The sequence below is a fragment of the Erwinia sp. 009765445 genome, assembly GCF_058137865.1.
This window is the reverse complement of sequence record NZ_JBYUWC010000001.1, coordinates 221,156-244,490: the sequence shown is the minus strand read 5'-3', so window position 1 is coordinate 244,490 and position 23,335 is coordinate 221,156. Positions and strand designations below refer to the sequence as shown.

Genomic DNA, 23,335 nt, shown 5'->3' with positions numbered 1-23,335 from the left:
CGGATCTCTCCGACTCACCACGTAGCTGACAGGTTTACATTCTTTCTACGGTTTCAATCCCTAACGTTTCCAGACCCTGTTTCAGGGTTTTCGCCGTCAGCAGCGCCAGCTTCAGGCGGCTCTGCTTCGTCACTTCATCTTCCGCAGCCAGAATCGGGCAGTGTTCATAGAAACCAGAGAACAGACCGGCCAGATCGTACAGATAGGCACACATCACGTGCGGCGTACCATCACGGGCAACCTGAGTGATCGTCTCTTCAAATTGCAGCAGACGCACGGCCAGCGCCGCTTCACGATCTTCTCCAATAGCTGTTTTCCCGTTGACTGAAGCTTCATCAATCCCGGCCTTACGGAAGACCGAGAGCACGCGGGTGTAGGCATACTGCATGTAAGGCGCAGTGTTACCTTCAAAGGCCAGCATGTTATCCCAGTCGAAGATGTAGTCAGTGGTCCTGCTCTTGGACAGGTCGGCATATTTAACCGCGCCAATACCCACAATGTTGGCAAGCTTCGTGAGCTCATCAGCAGGCATATCCGGGTTCTTTTCGCTGACCAGACTGGTGGCACGCTCAACGGCTTCATCCAGCAGGTCGGACAGCTTGATGGTGCCACCGGCGCGAGTTTTAAACGGTTTACCGTCTTTACCCAGCATCATGCCGAAAGCATGGTGTTCTAACGGCACTGACTCTGGCACATAACCGGCTTTACGGACGATGGTCCACGCCTGCTGCAGGTGCTGATGCTGGCGGGAGTCGATGTAATAGAGCACGCGATCGGCATGCAGCGTCTCGTAACGATATTTGGCGCAGGCGATATCGGTGGTGGTATAGAGGTAGCCGCCATCTTTTTTCCGGATGATCACACCCATCGGATCGCCGTCTTTATTCTTGTACTCGTCGAGGAACACCACGGTGGCACCTTCGCTTTCCACCGCCAGGCCTTTAGCCTTCAGGTCTGTGACAATGCCAGGCAGCATATCGTTATACAGGCTTTCACCCATCACATCTTTACGGGTGAGGGTGACATTCATGCGGTCATAGATCAGCTGATTTTGCGACATGGTGATGTCGACCAGTTTCTTCCACATTTTACGGCAATATTCGTCGCCGCCCTGTAGCTTAACCACGTAACCACGGGCACGCTCTGCAAAGACCGGATCTTCGTCGTAAGTGCGCTTCGCTTCACGGTAGAAGACTTCCAGATCCGCCAGCGCGATCTCTTCGTGATGTTCGTTCTGCTGCTTCTCCAGGAAAGCGATCAGCATGCCAAACTGCGTACCCCAGTCACCCACGTGGTTAGCCCGGATTACATTGTGACCCAGAAATTCCAGCGTACGAACCGCAGCATCGCCGATGATGGTGGAGCGGACGTGCCCGACGTGCATCTCTTTTGCGACGTTAGGCGCAGAGTAGTCGATAACCACTGTCTGAGGAGTTACTGGTGTGACGCCCAGGCGCGGGGCATTCACCACGCTGTCAACCTGTGCGGAGATCCACTCCTTATCAAGGAACAGGTTAATAAAGCCGGGTCCGGCAATCTCAATCTTGCTGACAATGCCCTGCAGATCCAGATGAGTCAGCACTTCTTCAGCCAGTTGTCGGGGCGCCTTTCCCAGTTTTTTCGCCACGGCCATCATGCCGTTTGCCTGGTAATCACCAAACTGCGCTTTAGCGGACTGACGAACCTGCGGCTCGCAATCGGCCGGAGCCCCTGCTGCGATCATCGCCTGACTGACTTTTTCTGAGAGAAGAGCCTGAATATTCACCGGGTTACCTTATATGCTGAAAAAGACCTGCGCCGGGAAGCACAGGCCGTCATTCTGTACGATGTCCGACAGCGAGACACTCTGCTACCGTCTGACACCGCTAAAAAATAAGGGGAAAAGTATACTGCATTTTAACTGCAGTTATCCAGGAACCTGAAGGGATGGCGGGAAACAGTGCTGTGTCTGCGTCCCGCCCAAAAGAATTAAGAATTAAGAACGACGGCGGCCAGGCCGATGTGGGCTCGCGATGGTGGTTTTGTGATTACGCACCTTCCAGTGGCGTACCAGAGCAAAGCCCATCATAACGATTAGCACTGCGACAAGTATCAACATTAGCATTTTGCTATTCCTTGTGAGAGGTTCGGGACAAATCTATAAGAATCCAGACTACCTCACAATGTAGTGACAATGATTTAGGATAAGTCTCATTGTATAAATTTAACTAAACTAAAACATTAAGTTAAGAACTATTTTCCAAATAAAAAACTGGATCTGAGCCAGTTAAAACTGAGAAAATCCGATTAAATCGCATTAATTTTACTCTGTTGGCAGGGCCGTCTTGGGTTTGGCAGAGGTTTTACTGGATCTGTATCGTTCCGATAAGAAAAACTTAATGTTCAGAGTTATTACAGTAATGAAGAGGAATGGCGATGTTTGAGGCTAAAATTGCCGATGAATTAAGCGATCTGGCTAATGATTTGCCCTTTTTTTTACAATCCCTTTACGATTTGGCAAACCGTTTAGGATTGGATCTCTCCGGGCTGGAAGTGGACCATATTGCAGTACGATGTCATCAAAACACCACGGCGGAACGATGGAAACAAGGTTTTTTACAGCATGGAGTGCTGCTTTCAGAGAAAGAGATCAACGGCAGACCGATAGCGTTGTTCGAACTGATCACTCCACTGCTGATTGGCCCCTGGAAAATTAGCGTTGTTGAACTTCCCTGGCCGGGAGAGAAGCGCTATCGCCATGAAGGCTGGGAGCATTTCGAAATTGTATTACGGGGTGAGGAAGCCGGGTTGGCAGCCCGTGCGCTGGCGCTTTGCTCTGATGAAGGGTTGACTGAACCGGGGATTTCAATCAAAAACAGTGCGCCAAAAGGAGAGGGGGAAAGTTTACCTAATCCCACCCTGGCACTGTCTGACGGGAGGGTCACCATCAAGTTCCATCCCTGGAGCCTGAAAGAGATTGTGGAGAGTGAGTTATAACGTGTTGGCACGCGGCAGAGTTCTGACCGCGCTCTCCATCCGGCGCAGCGCCTCATTGACCAGATCGCGCGTGCTGCCGAAGTTGAAGCGGACAAAAGCATCGTCACCGAAATCACGCCCGGGGGAAAACCCCAGCCCGTGACGTTCAAAGAACAGCGCTGGGCTGGCAACATCCAGCTCGCTGGCATCAATCCAGGCAAGATATGTGGCTTCCGGTGCGATCAGCGACAGTCCACCGATTTCATTGACACGCTGAGTCAGTAAATCGCGGGTGTCGCGCAGGTAGCCGATCTGCTGATCCAGCCACGGCTGGCCCTCTTTCCAGGCCGCTGTGGCGGCAACGAAAGCCAGGATATCGACGCCGGGTACGATACCCTGACGCACGGCGGTGAAGCGGCGGCGTAACTCCTTATCAGGAATGATGGCCAGCGAAGCGCCCAGGCCCGCAATGTTAAAGGTTTTGGAAGGCGAGAGCAGGGTGACCGAGCGCTGCTGGGCATCTTCACTCAGGCTGGCAAATGGAATGTGCTTCACACCTGGTTCCAGCAGCAGATCGCAGTGGATTTCATCGGAGCAGACAATCAGGTCGTGCTGTCGGGCAAAGCGCAGTTGCTCTTCAAGCTCCTCCCGACGATAGACGGTGCCGCCCGGATTATGGGGATTACAGAGCATCAGCAGTTTTTCACTGCCGGTCATCTGAGGAACGAGGGCGGCCAGATCCATGACCCAGCGCTCTCCTTCCAGCCGCATCTGGGCATTCAACTGGCTGCGGTTAGCGAGTTTAGCCGCAGAGCGGAACGGCGGATAAATGGGGGTGGGTGCGATAGTTCCCTGATGCTCGTCAGTAAAGGCGCGTACGGCGATATTCAGCCCGCTGACCACGCCGGGTAAAAATACCAGCCATTCCGGGTTTATTTGCCACTGGTAGCGTTCTGCCATGCGGGCGATCACCACGTCGATTAACTCAGCGGGTGGACTGCCGTAACCAAAAATACCGTGATCGACGCGCTGCTTTAGTGCGGTAATAATGCACTCAGGAGAACGAAAATCGGTGTCGGCTACCCATAATGGCAGAATGTCCCGATCGCCATATTTCTGCCATTTAAGGCTATCGCTGTGACGGCGATCTATCCGTTGGTCAAAATTGCATGCCATGTTAGTGATTCCCGTTAATATAAATCTTAAGTTCTTCAGTCAGACTAAACATCGGGACTCATTTACACAACCAGCCAGCAGTCATTAACAGGAGGATGGGATGCTAAAACTGGAAGTATGCTGCTATGGAGTCGATTGTGCTTCAGCCGCCGAGAAAGCGGGAGCCGATCGTATAGAATTGTGCGCCGCCCCTTCTGAAGGAGGGTTAACCCCTTCTGCCGGTAGCCTGATACAGGCGCGCGAGGCGGTCACCATTCCGGTTCACCCCATAGTGCGACCGCGCGGCGGGGATTTTTGCTTTACCACTACCGAATTTAATGAAATAAAATCGGATATAGCATTTATTCGGGAATTGGGTTTTCCCGGGCTGGTGGTAGGAATGCTTGACGTTGACGGCCATATTGATCTGCCGCGAATGCAGCAGGTGATGGCACTCTGTGAAGGCATGGCAGTGACATTCCATCGGGCTTTCGATCTCTGCCACAGTCCGATAGTGGCGCTGCAACAGCTGACCGATTTAGGGGTTGCACGCATCCTGACGTCGGGACAGCAGCAGAGTGCGGAAAGCGGATTGATGTTGCTGAAGGAACTTAATCGCGTCACCCGTGGTCCAATCATCATGGCTGGCGCAGGTGTGCGCCTCAGCAATTTGCAAAAGTTTATTGATGCTGGCCTGAGCGAGCTTCACAGCTCGGCCAGTCAGCGTGTCGCCTCACCTATGCGCTACCGTAAAGCAGGTGTTTCGATGAGTTCCGTGGCTGAAACCGATGAATTCAGCCGAACCTGCGTGGACAGTGATATGGTGGAAGCCATGAAAGTCGCGATGTCTCACCGTTCGCCAGTCAGAGTCGCCTGACAACCGGTTTTGCCGCGCAGCACGCCAGTTCAGCGACGTGATGTTTGCAAGTACCAGGCCCCATCGTTTTGATGGGGCTTTTTTTCTTTTACAGGTCAGAACGTTATTTCTGCTGCAGGCCGATGTTATTAATCTCAGGATCATAAGCAGCAGCATCAGGCCTGGCGCAAACAGGGTTTTTGTTGCCCTTTGCATGGATAACGTTATGATAAACAGCAACGGATAATGCAATGTAAGGGAATGATATGAACGATGATGAAATGGAAGCAAAGCTGCTTAAAAATGGTTTCACAGAAAAAAACATCACACATATGCGTAAGATAATTTCGCGTGATGATGAAGGTAAAGAAACATTTGCTACATTGTTATATGATTTGAAAAAGCGATTTTATGCGGGATTTTTTTTAATTTTAGTTTTATTTATGCCGTTATTAATTATGATTGGCACTTCATCTGGTGATGTAAAAACTTATCTGATAGTTCTGATTTTTGGAATGGTATGTGTGTATTATATTATACCTATGAATTTAGCCTGGAAATCATACCGGTTTCTTTTAGAAAAAAAGGGGTGAAAACCCCTTTTAAATTATTTATTGTCCTGAATCTCTTTATATGTCAACCCCATCTTTCCTATTTTTGACGCTGCGCCAACACCCTTAATGGCGAGTGCTGGTCGGCTCATCGTGGATATTTTTCTGTAGTAATCTGAAGGAAGATATTTGAAGAGTCTCCAGCTTTCTGGCTTAAGAGATAATTTCAGTATCCCATAGTAAGATGTAGATAAATCGACAGTCTGGTAGGTGAGTATGCCAAATTTTCTATCAAATCCTAAAAATTCCGCTGCATCCATATATGCCACTTTCATAAACCCTTCAGCGTCATTTTTACCTTGTAGTTTTTGCAAACTCTCATAAGCTGAACTTGCACCGTTTAAAACTAAACTGACACCTACTACGGTGCCAATAATATTACCGGTCATAAGTGATGAGGCGGCTATTCCTAATCCTGCAACCAATTGAAGCCCACCAAGAACAACACCAATCCCATCGATCACATATCCAATAATTTTTTCATTGTCGTGATAGAACTTCACGGATGCACTAACTGCGGCACGACCGGTGCGTAACATTTCGTTTTGCACACCAAGATACTGCCGCTCCTGTTTAATATTGTTCAGGCATTCCTGACAAACAGCATCGTTCGTGGCGGCCCGAATAGTTTGCATCTGAGAGGATATGAATCTTTGTACCTCGTCCATAAAACGCATCCGGGTTATCAGATCCGTCAGGTGCATAGATGAAACAGTGCGTGCAGTCTCTGAAAGCTGGCGGGCTTCCAGGTTAGCCATAGTCAGAAAATAATCAGAAAAGCGGTTCTTTGCTAAGTAGTTATCCATAACTTGTCCTTGTGTTCGTTAGTGTTTAATCAGCTGGCTGAGAGTTGCGGAACAGGACTTCATCAGTGCGCAGATTAACCTGCGTTACTATATGGTTTTGTGTGGAATTGTAAACAGGCGGCTATTGTCAGCGGGTTGGCTTCACAACCAGGCAGGAAATGCGGCAAAAGGCGAAAATATTCATTAACGCCCAAAAGCCTTTTACACTTAGAGTATCCCCATTCCTCTATGACGAGATTATTGATGAAAATCATCATGCTGAGTGCAAGTGGTGTGGTCCTGCTGGCGGCTCTGGCCCCGGATGTGGCATTGGCGGCAGCAAACTGCCCGGGCAATGCTCAGCAGATCAATGACAGCAACAGCCTGCTGCTGCTGGGCGGTACGGCGAAAGGACCAATCAAACAGGTTGTTATGGGGGAGTTTGGCAAGGATGTCGATCAGCAAAAGCGCATTCTCAGCGAGTTCGACCGCTGCGGCGTTCTGGAGCGCGCGGATGTGACCTTCGACAAAAACGAAGGCAATATGATGCTGAAAATGGTGCAAAGCATTGTCCGGGTCACCACCGGCTGGGAAGCGGTGTATGACCTGTCGGTGTTTGTCATTAAAGAAGGCCAGCCGTTTGAGGTTAACCGCAAGCAGGGCAAGATTAATTATCTGGTCGGCAAGCAGGGCACGATTACCAGCTCTTCCGACGCATTCCTGTTAAAAGGTGAAAAAGGGTTTACTGAAACCACTAATACCTACGATTCGCATCTGCGGCTGATTAAAAGCGTGGCAAGAGGATCGGATGCTCAGGCCAATGGCGAATACACCTACCGCTGGAACCGGAAGAATCAGTTGGTTTCAAGCCACTCAGGTGCCAACAAAATGACCTGGACCTACGACAATAATGATCGCGAGCAGCGCTTGCTGACCATGACCCACAATGACAACAGCGATCTGACCTCAGTGGATGAGTGCCAGCTTTGGGACGAACACGACAACTGTACGCTGAGTTATTCGCATGAAACTGAGGTGTTTGCTAAAGGAGAGGTTCGCCGGAACATCAGCGCAGCCTATAAGTTTGAATACTGGGATCAGGGCGAAGGTAAGTAAGCGATTGATAAGGGCGACTTTGCAGGCGCCCTTAATTTGTGACAGGCACAGTCTCTGACAGTGCTGTTGTTCAGGGAAGGGCCACTTATGCCGACTCACTTCTGCCCGGTTGGCAGGAATTAACTTCGCCGTTACTCCACGGTCTGGCTGAATGCATCCACCGCCAGAATGGCGTTGGCGATATCTTCGGCACTCAGATTGGGGTTAAGGTTCTTAAGGGTATCGCCCTCGCTATTGGCCAGCGCACCCACTTTTACCAGATTTTCCCAGCTCTCGTGCTCCAGATGCAGCTCCTTCAGCGTGGTCGGCATTTTGATCGCACGATAGAAGCGGACATAGCGGGCAATCTCTTCATCAGGACGCTGCTCCAGCACCATCTGAGTCAGCGTACCATAGGCCACTTTCTCACCGTGAGTCAGGTGGTGGATATCGCCATCAATAGCGGTAAAGCCATTATGTATCGCGTGTGCGCCTGCCAGCCCTGCGTTCTCGAAACCGAGACCTGAAAGCAGCGTGTTGGCCTCAACCACCGCTTCGACGGCCGGAGTGACCACTTTTTTCTCCACGGCCTGATAAGCGCTGTAACCCCAGGTCAGCAGCGTTTTCTCGCAGGCTTCGGCAATGGCCATTCCTGCAATGGTGGGATCGCCGTTTACCATTGATTTGCTGTGAGAGCGTTTAACCGCCTGAGCTTCAACAAAGGTGGCGAGGCCATCAGCAATACCGGAAGCAAACAGGCGAACGGGCGCACGGGCACAAACCTGGGTATCCACCAGCACCAGATCGGGATTTTTGCTGTAGAAACGGTAGCTCTCAAACACGCCGCTGTCAGAGTAAATAACCGAAAGGGCACTGCATGGTGCATCCGTTGAGGCAATGGTCGGGACAATCACTACCGGCTGCTTCAGTTCATCAGCTACGGCTTTCACTGTATCGAGGGTTTTACCGCCGCCAAGGCCAACCACCAGGCTGGCACCGCCACTTTTAGCGATACCGGCCAGGCGGGTAATTTCATTTTTGGAAGCTTCACCGTTGAACTGCTGGTAATGGAATTCGATGTTGTGCTGTTGTAAAGAAGCCTGCACCTCTTTACCAATCAACCCCCAGACAATTTCATCGGCGACGACAAAAGCATTGTTACCTAATTCAGCCACGTACTCGCCCAACTGCGCCATCACACCTGCACCCTGGACATATTTTCGTGGGGAAGAGAAAACGAACTTACTCATGGGGACTCCTTTCAGTTAAATGAAAAAGATGTCGTGCTGTCCCCAGGTTAATCCTTTCTCTTTCAGCACACTTGTTAAAAAACGGCATTGTGCGCAATAAAATGATCAGGCTTAAGGTTTACGCGCCACCAGTACGGCACGAAGCGGGGCCGGATAGCCTTCAACTGTTTTGCTGGCATCGTCAGGATCGAGGAACTCGGCCAGTGACTCACTGGTCATCCAGTCGGTGCGGCGCTGCTCTTTGGTACTGGTTATGGAATAATCAGCAATACGCACGTCAACAAAACCACACTTCTCCAGCCAGTTTTTCAGTGCTCCGGTCGACGGGATAAAATAGACGTTGCGCATCTGTGCATACCGTTCACCGGGCACCAGCACAGCACGGTCATCACCTTCAACTACCAGCGTTTCCAGCACCAGTTCGCCGCCGCTGACCAGCTGATTCTTCAGCTGCATCAGATGATCGAGCGGGGAACGGCGGTGATAGAGAACGCCCATCGAAAACACCGTATCAAAGGCTTTTAACTCCGGAAGCTGCTCAATGCCCAGCGGAAGCAGATGGGCTCGCTGATCGTCACCGAGCAGTTTCCTGACGGCTTCGAACTGACACAGGAACAGTTGCATCGGATCGATACCAACTACCAGATGCGCGCCAGCGCCGATCATCCGCCACATGTGATAGCCACTGCCGCAGCCCACATCGAGGATGGTGCGCCCGGCCAGCGGCGAGATATGCGGCAATACCCGCTCCCACTTCCAGTCTGAGCGCCACTCTGTGTCAATATTTACGCCGTAAAGTGAGAAGGGGCCTTTACGCCAGGGCATCAGATTTCTCAGCAATTTTTCAATGCCGCCACGCTGACGCTCGCTCAACTGGCTGCTGTCTGCCGTGACGCTGTGCAGTAAATCCAGCGTTTCCGGCGTCATCACCGGCAGATGCTCCACCGAGCGGTCCCAGTTTTTAAAATGACCATGCAGCTGCTCGCGCTGCCAGGCGGCAATCTGCCCCGGTAACGTCTCCAGCCAGTGGGAAAGAGGGCTCTTGGCAATCAGCTGATAAAAGTTTCCGAAATCCATCAGGCGGAACCTGCTTTAAGGGCAACCAGCGAGCCAAAGTTGAAGCACTGGAACCACAGTTCCGCATGTTCAAATCCGGCAGTACGCAGACGCGCTTTATGGGTTTCAACGCTGTCGGTCAGCATGACGTTCTCCAGCATGCTGCGCTTCTGGCTGATCTCCAGCTCGCTGTAGCCGTTGGCTCGTTTGAAGTCATGGTGCATATTGAACAGCAGTTCGCCGACATCAGCATCTTCAAAGCTGAACTTCTCTGACAGCACCAGCGCGCCGCCGGGACGTAACCCTTTCCATATGGTATTCAGCAACTGCTGGCGCTCGTCCGGCTCCAGGAATTGCAGCGTGAAGTTCAGCACCACCAGCGAGGCATTCTCAATGTTGATGTCGCGAATATCGGCTTCAATTACTTCGACTGGCGTATCCGCGCGGAAAGCATCAATATGGCGGCGGCAGCGCTCGACCATTGCCGGGGAGTTGTCCACGGAAATAATTCTGCACCCTTCAACCTTGATGTTACGGCGAACGGAAAGGGTTGCGGCACCCAGCGAACAGCCCAGATCGTAAACCTGAGTGTCGGGCTGAACAAAGCGTTCGGCCAGCATGCCAATCATCGAAATAATATTCGAATAGCCCGGCACCGAGCGTTGGATCATATCGGGAAAAACTTCGGCCACGCGCTCGTCAAACGTCCAGTCGCCCAGTTTGGCAATTGGCGCGGAGAACAGCATATCGCGGTTAGACATAATGGTAAGTCCGAGAGAAAAACGGAAAGGCAGTATTCTGGCAGAAAGCGACGCGGGGCGCATCCTTTCTGCTACAGTCGTTGGATTAATGCAGCGTAAGAACCAGATCCCACGGCAGGAAGACCAGGTTGAGGAGGATCATCGCCACCAGTGAAAGCAGGGTGATAATCATGCCGTTTTTGCGCCACAAAAGAGTGCTGGTCCGCATGCCATAACAGTGCAGGCAGCGCCCAAGGAAAAAGAACAGCCCCACCAGGTGCAGCATCCAGATATCGGCACCATTCATCTCCATCATCACCAGCAGCAGCACGGCGATCGGGATAGTTTCCACCGAGTTGCCGTGGATGCGGATGGCAACCTGCAGTTCGTAAAACCCGCCGTCACCGTGGGTCACCCGGTACAGCCGACGCAGGCGAACAACATCAAGCGAAAACTTAATCAGAAACAGTGCTCCAAGCACCACATACAGTGCGCTGACCATCCAGACTCCGTAAAGCACATTAAAAACTACGTCATAATAGCGGCGAAAGGAGGTACTGTCATACCAATCGCACTCAGTGATTAAATTACACGTCCGGTTAATCAGATCGGTTACTCAGAAGAGGCTCTCCTGTTGCGGCCAGTCCGGCATGTTTCCCACCTGCGGAACGGCCTGCTGCAATGCGGGCCACAGGCGCTGCACCAGTTTTGGCGCAAAGGCGATATCCGGCGTGTGAATAAACAGCCACGGTTGTCCCTGTTCACACCACTGCGGCAGCAACTGCCGCCAGGCCTGGAACCACTGCAGGTTGGCCTGCTCATCATCACCGCCGATAAACCTGACCATCGGCTGGTCTGCCGTCATGACAGCATGCACGGGGAGCTGAGGTTTCTTACGCTGGGCGTCGATAATTTCGGGAGTAGTGGGAAGGGCTGAATGCACGCCGCGCGTATCCAGAATAACGCGGTTAGTGCCACGCTGATGAAGCCCCCGATTCAGCGCCTGTTCAGCCTCGCCCTTGGCGAAAAACTGTGGATGACGAACTTCAACGCCGTAGCTGAAGGTATCCGGTAAGCTATCCAGAAATGCCCATAAAGTGGGCAAATCTGCCGGACTGAAAGCGGATGGCAGCTGTAGCCAGTACTGTCCGAGTCGCTGTGCCAGAGGCTCCAGCAGATCAAAAAACTCAGCGGTGAGGTCGCCACACTGGCGTAAAGCCGCCTGATGGCTGATGGTGGCCGGAAATTTAAAGCAGAAGCGGAAGTCGTCGTGGGTCATATCACGCCAGCGCTGAACGATCTCCGGGCGTGGCAGGGCATAGAGAGTGGTGTTGCCTTCGACGCAGTTAAAATAGCGGGCGTAATCGGCAAGGGTGCTCATCCCCAGTTTTTTCCACTGTGGGTGCTGCCACTGCGGCAGTCCGAGATAAAAAGGCTTCACTGGCGTTCCCTGATTGTCCAACCGGACTGCAAGGGTACGAATCAGTGGGGGAGAGTGCAACCCACGATCGAATCCCATCGATCGCAGCAGAGAAATTACAGCGCGCTGATAACTTCTTCGCTGGAGCGCACGCGGCCCAGACGTGGGAAGATATTTTTGAAGCTACCTTCGTGCTCTTCGGTGCTGCCTGCGCTGCAGATGTCTTCCACAGTCACCAGGTTAAAGCCCAGCTCCCATGCATTACGTGCGGTAGATTCCACACCGATGTTGGTAGAGATGCCGCCCAGCACGATGGTGTCGATACCACGACGACGCAGCTGCAGCTCCAGATCGGTACCGTAGAACGCGCCCCACTGGTGCTTGGTCACTTCGATGTCGCTGTCCTGCTTGCCCAACGTGGTCGGGTAAACCCACCAGTTGTCCGGCAGCGCGCCGCCGTGACTTGCGTCTACTGGCTGTTTCGGTGCGTCACCGAAATCTTTCGCCCAGCCCACGCGCACCAGCACGACGGGGGCGTTTACTGCGCGAAACTTTTCGGCCAGTTTAGCTGCACGAGTCACAACATCGGATGCTGCGTGAGGTCCCTTGGCAAAAGGAAGGATGCCTTCCTGCAGGTCAATCAGTACCAGTGCTGTGGATGCAGCTTTTAATTCCAACATAGTTTCTCCAGTAAAAAAAAGGGGGAAATCATTGAGATTACAGACAATCAGTTCTTATACGTAACTCTACAATGTTCGAAAAGGGTGAAATTTGTTAGCTTTTGTGATTAACGGACGAATTGTGGAGACGATTGCCCGTTAACAATGGCACAGAGTGCGTTGCGGCACTTATCGCGCCGGGCTTTTTCCATTATAATGGCCGCCTTTTTTCGCGGCAGCATGGCCCCCGGTGGCTGAAAATTAAACATACTGCGGCGAAGCGGCGAAGTTTAAAGGATATCGTTATGCGTACTGAGTATTGCGGACAGATCAACCTGTCTCACGTAGGCCAGCAAGTGACACTGTGCGGTTGGGTCAATCGCCGCCGCGACCTGGGAAGCCTGATCTTCATTGATATGCGTGACCGTGAAGGCATCGTGCAGGTGTTTTTCGACCCCGATCGTCAGGACGCATTCAAACTGGCTTCCGAGCTGCGTAACGAATTTTGCATTCAGCTCACTGGCACCGTGCGTGCCCGTGACGAAAAAAATAAAAACAGCGATATGGCCACCGGCGAGATTGAAGTGTTCGCCACTGACCTGACCATTATCAACCGCGCTGAACCGCTGCCGCTGGATTCCAACCAGACCAACAGCGAAGAAGCCCGCCTGAAGTATCGCTACCTGGATCTGCGTCGCCCGGAGATGGCCCAGCGCCTGAAGAGTCGTGCGAAAATCACCAGTTTCGTGCGTCGTTTTATGGACGACAATGGTTTCCTGGATATCGAAACGCCGATGCTGACCAAGGCCACGCCGGAAGGTGCGCGTGACTATCTGGTGCCGAGCCGCGTGCACAAAGGTAAGTTCTATGCGCTGCCGCAGTCTCCTCAGCTGTTCAAACAGCTGCTGATGATGTCCGGCTTCGACCGTTACTATCAGATCGTTAAGTGCTTCCGTGACGAAGATCTTCGTGCTGATCGTCAGCCTGAATTTACCCAGATCGACGTGGAAACCTCCTTTATGACTGCGCCACAGGTGCGGGTTCTGATGGAGAAAATGGTGCGCGAACTGTGGCAGGACGTGAAGGGCGTTGATCTGGGTGATTTCCCTGTGATGACCTTCGGCGAGGCGATGCGTCGCTATGGTTCCGACAAGCCAGACCTGCGTAACCCAATGGAGCTGGTGGACGTTGCCGATCTGCTGAAAGACGTGGAGTTCAAAGTCTTCTCCGGTCCGGCTAACGATGCCAAAGGCCGCGTGGCTGCCCTGCGCGTGCCGGGTGGCGCTCAGCTCAGCCGTAAGCAGATCGATGAGTACGGCAAGTTTGTTGAGATCTATGGCGCGAAAGGCCTGGCGTGGATGAAAGTCAACGAACGCGCAAATGGTCTGGAAGGGATCACCAGCCCGGTGGCCAAATTCCTGACTGCGGAAATCATTGAAGAGATCCTGACTCGTACTGGTGCCACCGACGGCGACAGCATTTTCTTCGGGGCTGACAGCGCCAAAGTGGTGGCCGATGCGCTGGGTGCGCTGCGCCTGAAGGTAGGCCGCGACCTGAACATCACCAAAGCAGATGCCTGGGCGCCGCTATGGGTGGTGGACTTCCCGATGTTTGAAGAAGATGGCGAGGGCGGTCTGACCGCAATGCACCATCCGTTCACCGCACCGCGCGACATGTCGCCGGAAGAGCTGAAAAACGCACCGGAAACCGCTATCGCCAACGCTTACGATATGGTGATCAACGGCTATGAAGTGGGTGGCGGCTCCGTCCGTATCCACAATGGCCAGATGCAGCAGACCGTGTTTGGTATTCTGGGGATCACCGAGCAGGAGCAGCGTGAGAAGTTTGGCTTCCTGCTGGATGCGCTGAAGTTCGGTACGCCTCCGCACGCGGGCCTGGCCTTTGGCCTGGATCGTCTGGTGATGCTGCTGACCGGAACCGATAATATCCGTGACGTTATCGCCTTCCCGAAAACCACCGCAGCGGCCTGTCTGATGACCGAAGCGCCAAACTTTGCTAACCCGGCCTCGCTGGCGGAGTTGGGCATCGAAGTGATGAAGAAATATCAGAAGTCCTCCTCTGAAGAAAACTCAGAGAACAACTGATGGTTTACAAGCACCCCGTATCGGTACTGGTGGTGATTTTCGCCCGAAATACCGGGCGGGTGCTGATGCTGCAGCGGCGTGACGATCCCACATTCTGGCAGTCGGTCACCGGCAGCCAGGAAAAGGGTGAAACGCTGGCAGAGACCGCCCGGCGGGAAGTGCGTGAAGAGGTGGCAATTGATATCAACGCAGAGCAGCTCACATTAGTGGACTGCCAGCGTCAGATACAATTCGAGATCTTTGCGCACTTCCGCCATCGTTATGCGCCGGATGTGACGCATAACAGTGAACACTGGTTCAGTCTGGCGCTGCCTGCGGAGCGGGACATCGTGCTGAGCGAACATCTCGCCTTTCAGTGGCTGCCTGCCACCGAAGCCGCTGCGCTGACCCGGTCCTGGAGTAATCGCCAGGCAATTGAAGAATTTGTTATTTAGTCTTTTCTGGAGAAATGAATTTATGGCAGGTCACAGTAAATGGGCCAACACCAAGCACCGCAAAGCGGCACAGGATGCCAAACGCGGTAAGATCTTCACCAAAATTATTCGTGAGCTGGTTACCGCTGCCAAACTGGGCGGTGGCGATGCAGGTTCGAACCCACGTCTGCGTGCGGCTATGGATAAAGCGCTGTCCAACAACATGACCCGAGACACCATGAATCGTGCTATCGCACGCGGCGTGGGCGGTGAAGATGACAGCAACATGGAAACCATCATTTATGAAGGTTACGGCCCTGGCGGCACGGCAGTGATGGTGGAATGCCTGAGTGATAACCGTAACCGTACCGTGTCTGAAGTGCGTCATGCCTTCACCAAAACCGGTGGCAACTTGGGGACCGATGGCTCAGTAGCCTATCTGTTCACCCGTAAAGGGGTGGTTTCTTTCGCGCCGGGCCTGGAAGAAGACGCCGTGATGGATGCGGCGCTGGAAGCGGGTGCTGATGACGTGGTGACCTATGACGACGGCGCGATTGACGTATTCACGCAGTGGGAAACGTTGGGCGACGTAAAAGATGCGCTGGCTGCTGCTGGTCTGACCGTTGAGTCAGCCGAAGTGACCATGATCCCGTCAACCAAAGCCGATATGGATGAAGAGACCGCGCCCAGGTTGCTGCGTCTGATCGATATGCTGGAAGATTGTGATGACGTGCAGGAAGTCTACCATAACGGTGAGATTTCCGACGAGGTGGCGGCAACCCTGTAATGGTGTTGTCCGAATTCCCGCTGGCCGGAGAGGCGTGATGGCGATCATTCTTGGTATCGATCCAGGTTCACGCATCACCGGCTACGGCGTAATCCGCCAGGTGGGACGTCAACTGACCTATCTCGGCAGCGGGTGCATCCGCACCAACGTGACCGATTTGCCGTCCCGACTGAAGCTGATTTACGCTGGCGTCAGTGAAATTATCACCCAGTTCCAGCCGGACTTTTTCGCCATAGAGCAGGTTTTTATGGCGAAGAATGCCGACTCGGCGCTCAAGCTGGGCCAGGCGCGCGGCTCGGCAATTGTGGCAGCAGTTAACCACGATCTACCAGTGTTCGAATATGCTGCGCGTCAGGTTAAGCAGACGGTGGTGGGGATCGGCAGCGCCGAAAAAAGTCAGGTTCAGCACATGGTGCGAACCCTGCTGAAGCTCTCTGCCAATCCTCAGGCGGATGCCGCGGATGCGCTGGCAATCGCTATCACCCATTGCCACGTCAGCCAGAATGCTAACCGCATGGGCGAAGGGCCGCTGAATCTGGCGCGAGGCCGCCTGCGTTCTTAATAAGCTGGATATTCATCCAGCTTTTTTTATGATATAACCCCCGCACTGAATCTTTTCTGAAGGAAGCTAACGTGATTGGTCGTCTGAGAGGCAATATTCTGGAGAAACAGCCGCCGCTGGTGCTGCTGGAAGCCAACGGTGTGGGCTACGAAGTGCATATGCCGATGACCTGCTTTTATGAGCTTCCTGAACTGAATCACGAAGCGGTGCTGTTTACCCACTTTGTGGTGCGTGAAGATGCTCAGCTGCTGTTTGGATTTAACAGCAAGCAGGAGCGGGCGCTGTTCCGCGAGCTGATCAAAGTTAATGGCGTTGGGCCAAAACTGGCGCTGGCTATTCTTTCCGGCATGTCCGCCCAGCAGTTTGTGACGGCCGTGGAGCGGGAAGAGATCGCCGCGCTGGTCAAGCTGCCGGGCGTGGGCAAGAAAACCGCCGAACGCCTTGTAGTGGAAATGAAAGACCGCTTCAAAGGCATGCATGGCGATCTGTTTGCTGCGGATGCGCCATTTGCCCTGACCAGTGAAGTTCAGCCTGCTGCGGCGGCCAACGACGCGGAAAGTGAAGCGGTTGCCGCTCTGGTCTCGCTGGGGTATAAACCTCAGGAAGCCAGCCGGATGATCAGCAAAGTGGGTCGTCCGGAGGCGGATTGTGAAACGCTGATCCGTGAAGCCCTGCGCGCAGCCATTTGAGGTAAAGCATGATTGAAGCCGATCGCCTGGTCTCGCCGGGAACGATATCAGAAGAAGAGGTCATTGACCGCGCCATTCGCCCCAAACTGCTGGACGAGTATGTTGGTCAGCCGGTGGTGCGCGAGCAGATGGAAATCTTTATCAAGGCGGCCAAAATGCGTGGCGACGCGCTGGACCATCTGCTGATTTTCGGACCGCCAGGCCTGGGTAAAACCACGCTGGCGAATATCGTCGCCAACGAGATGGGCGTTAACCTGCGTACGACCTCCGGCCCGGTGCTGGAGAAAGCAGGCGACCTGGCTGCCATGCTGACCAACCTTGAGCCGCACGACGTGCTGTTTATCGATGAGATCCACCGGCTTTCCCCGGTGGTGGAAGAGGTGCTGTATCCGGCGATGGAAGATTATCAGCTGGATATCATGATTGGCGAAGGCCCGGCGGCCCGCTCGATCAAACTGGATCTTCCGCCGTTTACGCTAATCGGGGCGACAACCCGTGCCGGATCGTTAACTTCGCCGCTGCGTGACCGTTTCGGCATCGTCCAGCGCCTGGAGTTTTACAAGGTAGAAGATCTGCAGCACATTGTCGGCCGCAGCGCCGCCTGTCTGGGTTTGCCGCTGAGTGACGAGGGCGCGCTTGAAATCGCCCGCCGTTCACGCGGTACGCCGCGTATTGCTAACCGCCTGCTGCGCCGCGTCAGGGACTTCTCTGAAGTGCGCGCCGGTGGCGATCTGAGTGGGGAAGTAGCCTCAAGAGCGCTGGATATGCTCAGCGTGGATACCGAAGGCTTTGATTATATGGACCGCAAACTGCTGCTGGCGATTATCGATAAGTTTACCGGCGGGCCGGTAGGGCTGGATAACCTGGCGGCGGCGATTGGCGAAGAGCGGGAAACGATTGAAGACGTGCTGGAGCCGTATCTGATCCAGCAGGGCTTTATTCAGCGCACGCCGCGTGGCCGGATGGCAACCCAGCACGCTTACAGACATTTCGGCATAACGCGCGAAGAGTAATATCGTAGAGACAACTCAATTGCCTGAGGCGCGGGGGATGCTGGTTGGGAATAAAGCGTCTCGTGCCAGGGAAGACGCTTTTTGCGTCTTTATGAGCGATCAGGTTCCCCCACGCAATAACCGGTTTTGATCGTTGAATCAACTAAACCGGCTAAATCCACCAATTCAAACCACCGGCTTCTTCACCATACTCAGCATAAACATCAGCGAAGCGCCCAATACCACCGACGGGCCTGCTGGCGTATCGTAAAAGGCTGAGAAAGTCAGACCGGCGGTCACGGCCAGGATCCCCACCAGCACCGCACAACCCGCCATCTGTTCAGGCGAACGGGCAAAGCGGCGGGCGGTGGCTGCAGGAATAATCAGCAGCGAAGTGATAATCAACGCCCCGACAAACTTCATCGCCACCCCAATCGTCAGCGCCGTCACCAGCATCAGCACCATCTTGGTTCGCTGGATATTCACCCCGTCCACCTGCGCCAGCTCCGGGCTGATGGTCATCGACAGCAGTGAGCGCCAGTTCAGCGCCAGCACGCCCAGCACAATCACCACGCCGACAGCAATGGTGTAGAGGTCAGTTGGGGTTACGGCCAGCAAATCGCCAAACAGATAGGCCATTAAATCCACCCGTACGCCGGACATCAGGCTGACTACCACCAGGCCAAGCGAGAGCGCGCTGTGCGCCAGAATGCCCAGCAGGGTATCAATCGCCAGATGCGGGCGTCGCTCCAGCCACACCAGCAGTAAAGAAAGCAGCAGGGTGATGGCGATGACCGCATAGAAAGGGCTGATATTCAGCAGCAGACCAAAAGCTACCCCGAGCAGGGAAGCATGGGCCAGGGTATCGCCAAAATAGGACATCCGGCGCCAGACCACGAACGAGCCCAGCGGGCCTGCAGCCAGCGCCAATAAAAAACCGGCCAGCCAGCCGGGTAACAACAATTCAATCACTGCCCTTGTCCTCTGCGTAAAACAATTCGTCCCTGAAGATCGTGACGGTGGTTGTGATGATGGCGATAGATTGCCAGCTGCTCGGCCCCGCGTGAGCCAAACATTGAAATAAACTCCGGGTGTTTTGACACCACTTCCGGCGTGCCGGAACAGCAGATGTGCTGATTCAGACAGAGAACTTCGTCGGTTTTCGCCATTACCAGGTGGAGGTCATGGGAAACCATCAGCACACCGCAGTTCAGCTCATGACGTAACTGGTCAATAAGGTCATATAGCGCTACCTGACCATTCACATCCACTCCTTGCGTGGGTTCATCCAGCACCAGCAACTGAGGCTGGTTGAGCAGGGCGCGGGCCAGCAATACGCGCTGCATCTCGCCGCCAGACAGTTTCTGCAGTGGATACTCCAGCAGCTGCGCCGCCTGCACTCTTTTTAACGCGGGCAGGATATCGGTACGCTTCACGCCGTTGCGCAGCAGCATAAAGCGCGAAACGGTCAGCGGAAGGGTGGCATCAAGATGAATTTTTTGCGGTACGTAGCCAATGCGCAAACGATCGGGACGGACCATTTTTCCCTGATCGGGTTGAATAAGCCCCAGCACGACGCGCACCAGAGTGGATTTACCGGCACCATTAGGTCCCAGCAGCGTAAGAATTTTGCCGGATTGCAGCGTCAGAGAAACATTGGACAACACGGAACGTTGACCAAAGCTGACCGAGATTTTTTCCAGACTGATCAATGATGACATAGTGATTACAGGTTGCAGAAGTTTTCGAATGTTATAATATCACACTCCATCGACCTGTCACGATGGACTGAATCATTATGTTACAGAAAAACAAGAGCGTTATAACCCTTCTTTCTGCCCTGAGCTTTGCCGCCTCGCTTGCTGCCCCGGCGCAGGCTGCAGTAGTCGCTTCAGTAAAGCCTCTGGGATTTATTGCCGCAGCGATTGCCGACGGTGTCACCCCGGTGGAAGTGCTGCTGCCGGATGGGGCGTCTGAGCATGATTATTCGCTGCGCCCATCGGACATTAAACGCTTGCAGGGCGCGGATCTCGTGGTGTGGATTGGGCCTGAAATGGAAGCCTTTATGCCGAAAGCAGTAGCCCAACTTCCGTCGCAAAAATCCATTGAACTGGCCGATCTGGCATCTGTTAAACCGTTGTTAGTGCGCGGTGAAGAGGATGACGATCATGACCATCAGGATACCCACCAGGATCACGACTCGTCTGCTGAACACCACCACCATGGTGAGTATAATATGCACCTCTGGATGTCCCCTGAGATTGCAAGGCAATCTGCGGTTGCAATCCATGCAAAATTATTGGAACTTATGCCGCAAAGCAGAGACAAACTAGACGCGAACCTGCAACATTTTGAGGCAGAATTGGCGACCGCCGATACGCAAATAGGGACTCAGCTTGCACCGGTTAAGGGGAAAGGGTATTTCGTTTTTCACGATGCTTACACTTACTTTGAAAAACATTTCGGTTTGACCCCAACAGGTCATTTTACCGTCAACCCTGAAATCCAGCCTGGTGCCCAGCGTCTACATCAAATTCGAACAGAGTTGGTTGAGCAGAAGGCCGTTTGCGTCTTCGCTGAGCCACAATTCAGGCCGGCCGTCATCGATGCCGTTGCCAGAGGAACCAAAGTGCGTTCTGGAACGCTGGATCCGCTGGGAACCGACATCACTGTGAGTAAAGACAGCTATGTGAAATTCCTCTCACAGCTGTCGAACCAGTATGCGAGCTGCCTGAAAGGAGCCTAGAGGAACTGTAAAAGTGCAGCAGATTGCCCGCGCTGTCGCCATGGCGTTTAACACCTTACCGCGAACCCACCGCATTATGCTGGGTTCGCTCACCGTCGTCACACTGGCCGTCTCTGTCTGGCGGCCGTTTGTCTATCATCCTTCCGATGCCGGTGAAAACCCCGTTGTAAAGAGCATTGAACTGGACAAAAATCAGCTGCGAACCCTGCTGCCTGATGCCAGTGAACCGCTCGATCAGGACACGCCAGCCCCCGAAGACGATGTGCCAAAAGATGAGATAGATCAGGATGTTCCTAACGAATCGGGGACCCACGATTACGTTGTCTCTTCTGGCGATACTTTAAGCAGCGTGCTTAATCAGTATGGCATTGATATGGGCGATATCAACCAGCTGGTGAAGGTGGATAAAGATCTGCGTAATCTGCGGGTGGGCCAGCAACTCTCCTGGACCCTGACCGATGACGGCCAACTGCAACGTCTGACATGGGAAGCCTCCCGTCGTGAAACCCGCACTTATGACCGCTCTGGCGATTCCTTCAAACCCTCCTCGGAAATTCTGAAAGGAGAGTGGAGTAACAGCGTACTGTCCGGCACGGTTAACGGCAGTTTTGTCAGCAGCGCTAAACAGGCAGGCCTTACCAGCGGAGAGATCAGCGCGGTGATCAAAGCCCTGCAGTGGCAGATGGACTTTCGCAAACTGCGTAACGGCGATAAATTCTCCGTGCTGATGTCCCGCGAAATGCTGGAAGGTAAGAGTCAGCAGAGTCAGCTGGCTGGTGTCCGTCTGCAAACCGGTGGCAAAGATTACTACGCGATCCGCGCTGAAGATGGCAAGTTTTATGACCGGACAGGCGCGGGTCTGGCGCAGGGCTTTATGCGCTTCCCAACGACCAGACAGTATCGGGTCTCCTCGAACTTTAATCCACGTCGTCTTAACCCGGTGACTGGCCGTATTGCTCCGCATAAAGGTGTCGACTTTGCGATCCCATTGGGTACGCCAGTGCTGGCTATTGGCGATGGTGAAGTGATCGTTGCCAAACGCAGCGGCGCAGCTGGCAACTATGTTGCTATCCGCCATGGCCGCCAGTATATGACGCGCTATATGCACATGAAGAAATTGCTGGTTAAGCCGGGCGAGAAAGTGAAGCGTGGCGAGCGTATTGGCCTCTCCGGCAGCACCGGCCGTTCAACCGGGCCGCATCTGCACTATGAAATCTGGATCAACAACCAGGCCGTCAATCCATTGACAGCGAAACTGCCACGGATGGAAGGGTTGACCGGTAAAGATCGTTCAGCCTACCTGGCTCAGGTTCGTGAGGTTATGCCGCAACTGCGCTTTAAATAAGCCACGGTGCTACTGTTCTGTAAGCCGACGGGATCTCCCGCCGGCTTTTCTTGTTGCTGGAAATGAGGCAGGCATTGCAAAATTGCCCGCCAGCACTATCATTAGCCGGTTATTGTTTGAGGCGAGTGCATGGAAAACAGCAAAAAAAGCAACATTGAGTTTATTCCCGTCTTTCAGAAGTCTTTTCTTCTGCCACGCTACTGGGGTAACTGGCTGGCAATTGGTGCCTGTGCCGGGCTGGCCTGGGTTCCTGCTGGCGTGCGCGATCCGCTGCTTGGCGCACTGGGGCGCTTTGCCGGAAAGTTTGCCAAAAGCGCGCGTCGTCGTGCGCAAATCAACCTGTTTTACTGTATGCCTGAGATCCCCGAGGCGGAGCGCGAGAAAATCATCGACGAGATGTTCGCCACTGCGCCACAGTCAATGGTGATGATGGCCGAGCTGGCAATGCGTCCGGAGCATACCCGCCCGCGTATTACCTGGCACAATAAGGAGATCATCGACAACCTGCGTGCTGAGAACCAGAACGTGATTTTCCTGGTGCCGCACGGCTGGGCCGTGGATATTCCGGCGATGGTGCTGGCTTCCGAAGGGCAGAAGATGGCCGCGATGTTCCATAACCAGCGTAACCCGCTGATGGATTATATCTGGAACGCTATCCGCCGTCGTTTTGGCGGGCGTATGCATGCAAGGAACGACGGTATCAAGCCGTTTATCAGCTCGGTGCGTCAGGGCTACTGGGGCTACTATTTGCCAGATCAGGACCACGGTGCTGAGCACAGTGAGTTTGTGGACTTCTTCGCCACTTACAAAGCGACGCTCCCGGCGGTTGGCAGGCTGATGAAAGTTTGCCGCGCTAAAGTTGTGCCGCTGTTCCCGGTGTATAACAGTAAAACGCACCGTCTGGATGTGCATCTGCGGCCGCCAATGGATGATTTACTGGATGCGGACGACAATACGCTGGCGCGCCGGATGAACGAAGAAGTGGAGATTTTTGTGCGGCCGAATCCGGAGCAATACACCTGGATCCTGAAGCTGCTGAAAACGCGGAAAGAGGGCGATATTGAGCCTTATAAGCGTAAGGATCTTTACCGTAAGAAGTGACCTGATGTGGGCC

General features: G+C 53.6%; 25 protein-coding genes. 13 read left to right on the top strand and 12 right to left on the bottom strand.

Annotation, left to right across the window (positions count from 1 at the left end):
* Positions 1 to 34: 34 nt before the first annotated feature.
* Both argS and AC3Y5R_RS01095 read right to left on the bottom strand, forming a co-directional pair.
* On the bottom strand, positions 35 to 1,765 hold the full coding sequence (gene argS / locus AC3Y5R_RS01100) for an arginine--tRNA ligase (protein WP_489919774.1): 1,731 nt from the start codon (positions 1,763 to 1,765) through the stop codon (positions 35 to 37).
* A 210-nt stretch (positions 1,766 to 1,975) separates the two neighbouring features.
* Positions 1,976 to 2,104: a hypothetical protein gene (locus AC3Y5R_RS01095; RefSeq protein WP_489919773.1), complete on the bottom strand. Its 129-nt coding sequence runs from the start codon at positions 2,102 to 2,104 to the stop codon at positions 1,976 to 1,978.
* Between the two features lie 305 nt (positions 2,105 to 2,409).
* Between AC3Y5R_RS01095 and AC3Y5R_RS01090 the strand changes: the two genes are divergently transcribed.
* Complete coding sequence (locus tag AC3Y5R_RS01090; RefSeq protein WP_489919772.1) at positions 2,410 to 2,976, top strand: VOC family protein; 567 nt, start codon at positions 2,410 to 2,412, stop codon at positions 2,974 to 2,976.
* Here the strand turns inward: AC3Y5R_RS01090 and AC3Y5R_RS01085 are convergent.
* Entirely contained in the window at positions 2,971 to 4,131 is a 1,161-nt protein-coding gene (locus tag AC3Y5R_RS01085) for a MalY/PatB family protein (protein ID WP_489919771.1), read from the bottom strand. The genes AC3Y5R_RS01090 and AC3Y5R_RS01085 overlap by 6 nt on opposite strands.
* Before the next feature lie 100 nt (positions 4,132 to 4,231).
* Here AC3Y5R_RS01085 and cutC point away from each other — a divergent pair, with 100 nt between their 5' ends.
* The gene (cutC, locus tag AC3Y5R_RS01080) at positions 4,232 to 4,987 is read left to right on the top strand and encodes a copper homeostasis protein CutC (RefSeq protein WP_489919770.1); all 756 of its coding nucleotides are present in this window, start codon (positions 4,232 to 4,234) and stop codon (positions 4,985 to 4,987) included.
* A gap of 245 nt (positions 4,988 to 5,232) precedes the next feature.
* Positions 5,233 to 5,559 carry a hypothetical protein gene (locus AC3Y5R_RS01075; protein ID WP_489919769.1) on the top strand — a complete coding sequence of 109 codons (327 nt, stop codon included), beginning with the start codon at positions 5,233 to 5,235 and terminating at the stop codon, positions 5,557 to 5,559.
* 14 nt (positions 5,560 to 5,573) lie between these two features.
* On the opposite strand, the gene AC3Y5R_RS01070 is transcribed toward AC3Y5R_RS01075, so the two are convergent.
* Positions 5,574 to 6,383, bottom strand: coding sequence for a DUF4225 domain-containing protein (locus tag AC3Y5R_RS01070; RefSeq protein WP_489919768.1), 810 nt, complete (start codon positions 6,381 to 6,383; stop codon positions 5,574 to 5,576).
* A gap of 243 nt (positions 6,384 to 6,626) precedes the next feature.
* On the opposite strand from AC3Y5R_RS01070, the gene AC3Y5R_RS01065 reads away from it, so the two are divergent.
* Positions 6,627 to 7,478: a hypothetical protein gene (locus tag AC3Y5R_RS01065; protein ID WP_489919767.1), complete on the top strand. Its 852-nt coding sequence runs from the start codon at positions 6,627 to 6,629 to the stop codon at positions 7,476 to 7,478.
* Between the two features lie 131 nt (positions 7,479 to 7,609).
* Here AC3Y5R_RS01065 and AC3Y5R_RS01060 read toward each other — a convergent pair whose 3' ends face one another.
* The 6 genes from AC3Y5R_RS01060 to AC3Y5R_RS01035 form a co-directional block, all read right to left on the bottom strand.
* Positions 7,610 to 8,707 (bottom strand): glycerol dehydrogenase, encoded by a 1,098-nt coding sequence (locus tag AC3Y5R_RS01060; protein WP_489919766.1) that lies wholly within the window; start codon positions 8,705 to 8,707, stop codon positions 7,610 to 7,612.
* A gap of 111 nt (positions 8,708 to 8,818) precedes the next feature.
* A complete protein-coding gene (gene cmoB / locus AC3Y5R_RS01055) occupies positions 8,819 to 9,784 on the bottom strand; it encodes a tRNA 5-methoxyuridine(34)/uridine 5-oxyacetic acid(34) synthase CmoB (RefSeq protein WP_489919765.1) in 966 nt (321 codons plus the stop codon).
* The gene (gene cmoA / locus AC3Y5R_RS01050) at positions 9,784 to 10,524 is read right to left on the bottom strand and encodes a carboxy-S-adenosyl-L-methionine synthase CmoA (protein WP_489919764.1); all 741 of its coding nucleotides are present in this window, start codon (positions 10,522 to 10,524) and stop codon (positions 9,784 to 9,786) included. Before cmoA ends, cmoB begins: the two co-directional genes overlap by 1 nt.
* 85 nt (positions 10,525 to 10,609) lie before the next feature.
* The gene (locus tag AC3Y5R_RS01045) at positions 10,610 to 11,005 is read right to left on the bottom strand and encodes an MAPEG family protein (RefSeq protein WP_489919763.1); all 396 of its coding nucleotides are present in this window, start codon (positions 11,003 to 11,005) and stop codon (positions 10,610 to 10,612) included.
* Between the two features lie 114 nt (positions 11,006 to 11,119).
* The gene (locus AC3Y5R_RS01040; protein WP_489919762.1) at positions 11,120 to 11,944 is read right to left on the bottom strand and encodes a DUF72 domain-containing protein; all 825 of its coding nucleotides are present in this window, start codon (positions 11,942 to 11,944) and stop codon (positions 11,120 to 11,122) included.
* A gap of 95 nt (positions 11,945 to 12,039) precedes the next feature.
* The gene (locus AC3Y5R_RS01035; protein WP_489919761.1) at positions 12,040 to 12,603 is read right to left on the bottom strand and encodes a hydrolase; all 564 of its coding nucleotides are present in this window, start codon (positions 12,601 to 12,603) and stop codon (positions 12,040 to 12,042) included.
* Between the two features lie 284 nt (positions 12,604 to 12,887).
* Between AC3Y5R_RS01035 and aspS the strand changes: the two genes are divergently transcribed.
* From aspS to ruvB, 6 genes are all read left to right on the top strand, one after another.
* The gene (gene aspS / locus AC3Y5R_RS01030) at positions 12,888 to 14,687 is read left to right on the top strand and encodes an aspartate--tRNA ligase (RefSeq protein ID WP_489919760.1); all 1,800 of its coding nucleotides are present in this window, start codon (positions 12,888 to 12,890) and stop codon (positions 14,685 to 14,687) included.
* On the top strand, positions 14,687 to 15,121 hold the full coding sequence (gene nudB, locus AC3Y5R_RS01025; RefSeq protein WP_489919759.1) for a dihydroneopterin triphosphate diphosphatase: 435 nt from the start codon (positions 14,687 to 14,689) through the stop codon (positions 15,119 to 15,121). The genes aspS and nudB overlap by 1 nt, the downstream gene beginning before the upstream one ends.
* Positions 15,122 to 15,143: 22 nt before the next feature.
* A complete protein-coding gene (locus AC3Y5R_RS01020; RefSeq protein ID WP_489919758.1) occupies positions 15,144 to 15,887 on the top strand; it encodes a YebC/PmpR family DNA-binding transcriptional regulator in 744 nt (247 codons plus the stop codon).
* A gap of 37 nt (positions 15,888 to 15,924) precedes the next feature.
* Positions 15,925 to 16,449 carry a crossover junction endodeoxyribonuclease RuvC gene (gene ruvC / locus AC3Y5R_RS01015; protein WP_489919757.1) on the top strand — a complete coding sequence of 175 codons (525 nt, stop codon included), beginning with the start codon at positions 15,925 to 15,927 and terminating at the stop codon, positions 16,447 to 16,449.
* 71 nt (positions 16,450 to 16,520) lie between these two features.
* Positions 16,521 to 17,138: a Holliday junction branch migration protein RuvA gene (ruvA, locus tag AC3Y5R_RS01010; RefSeq protein WP_158784831.1), complete on the top strand. Its 618-nt coding sequence runs from the start codon at positions 16,521 to 16,523 to the stop codon at positions 17,136 to 17,138.
* Positions 17,139 to 17,146: 8 nt separating this feature from the next.
* Positions 17,147 to 18,151 carry a Holliday junction branch migration DNA helicase RuvB gene (gene ruvB, locus AC3Y5R_RS01005; protein ID WP_158784832.1) on the top strand — a complete coding sequence of 335 codons (1,005 nt, stop codon included), beginning with the start codon at positions 17,147 to 17,149 and terminating at the stop codon, positions 18,149 to 18,151.
* A gap of 165 nt (positions 18,152 to 18,316) precedes the next feature.
* On the opposite strand, the gene znuB is transcribed toward ruvB, so the two are convergent.
* Both znuB and znuC read right to left on the bottom strand, forming a co-directional pair.
* Positions 18,317 to 19,102, bottom strand: coding sequence for a zinc ABC transporter permease subunit ZnuB (znuB, locus tag AC3Y5R_RS01000; protein ID WP_489919756.1), 786 nt, complete (start codon positions 19,100 to 19,102; stop codon positions 18,317 to 18,319).
* The gene (znuC, locus tag AC3Y5R_RS00995) at positions 19,099 to 19,851 is read right to left on the bottom strand and encodes a zinc ABC transporter ATP-binding protein ZnuC (RefSeq protein ID WP_489919755.1); all 753 of its coding nucleotides are present in this window, start codon (positions 19,849 to 19,851) and stop codon (positions 19,099 to 19,101) included. Before znuC ends, znuB begins: the two co-directional genes overlap by 4 nt.
* Before the next feature lie 77 nt (positions 19,852 to 19,928).
* Here znuC and znuA point away from each other — a divergent pair, with 77 nt between their 5' ends.
* From znuA to lpxM, 3 genes are all read left to right on the top strand, one after another.
* A complete protein-coding gene (gene znuA, locus AC3Y5R_RS00990) occupies positions 19,929 to 20,876 on the top strand; it encodes a zinc ABC transporter substrate-binding protein ZnuA (RefSeq protein WP_489919754.1) in 948 nt (315 codons plus the stop codon).
* A 13-nt stretch (positions 20,877 to 20,889) separates the two neighbouring features.
* The gene (mepM, locus tag AC3Y5R_RS00985) at positions 20,890 to 22,221 is read left to right on the top strand and encodes a murein DD-endopeptidase MepM (RefSeq protein WP_489919753.1); all 1,332 of its coding nucleotides are present in this window, start codon (positions 20,890 to 20,892) and stop codon (positions 22,219 to 22,221) included.
* A 129-nt stretch (positions 22,222 to 22,350) separates the two neighbouring features.
* Complete coding sequence (lpxM, locus tag AC3Y5R_RS00980; RefSeq protein WP_158784837.1) at positions 22,351 to 23,322, top strand: lauroyl-Kdo(2)-lipid IV(A) myristoyltransferase; 972 nt, start codon at positions 22,351 to 22,353, stop codon at positions 23,320 to 23,322.
* The last annotated feature ends 13 nt before the right edge of the window (positions 23,323 to 23,335 follow it).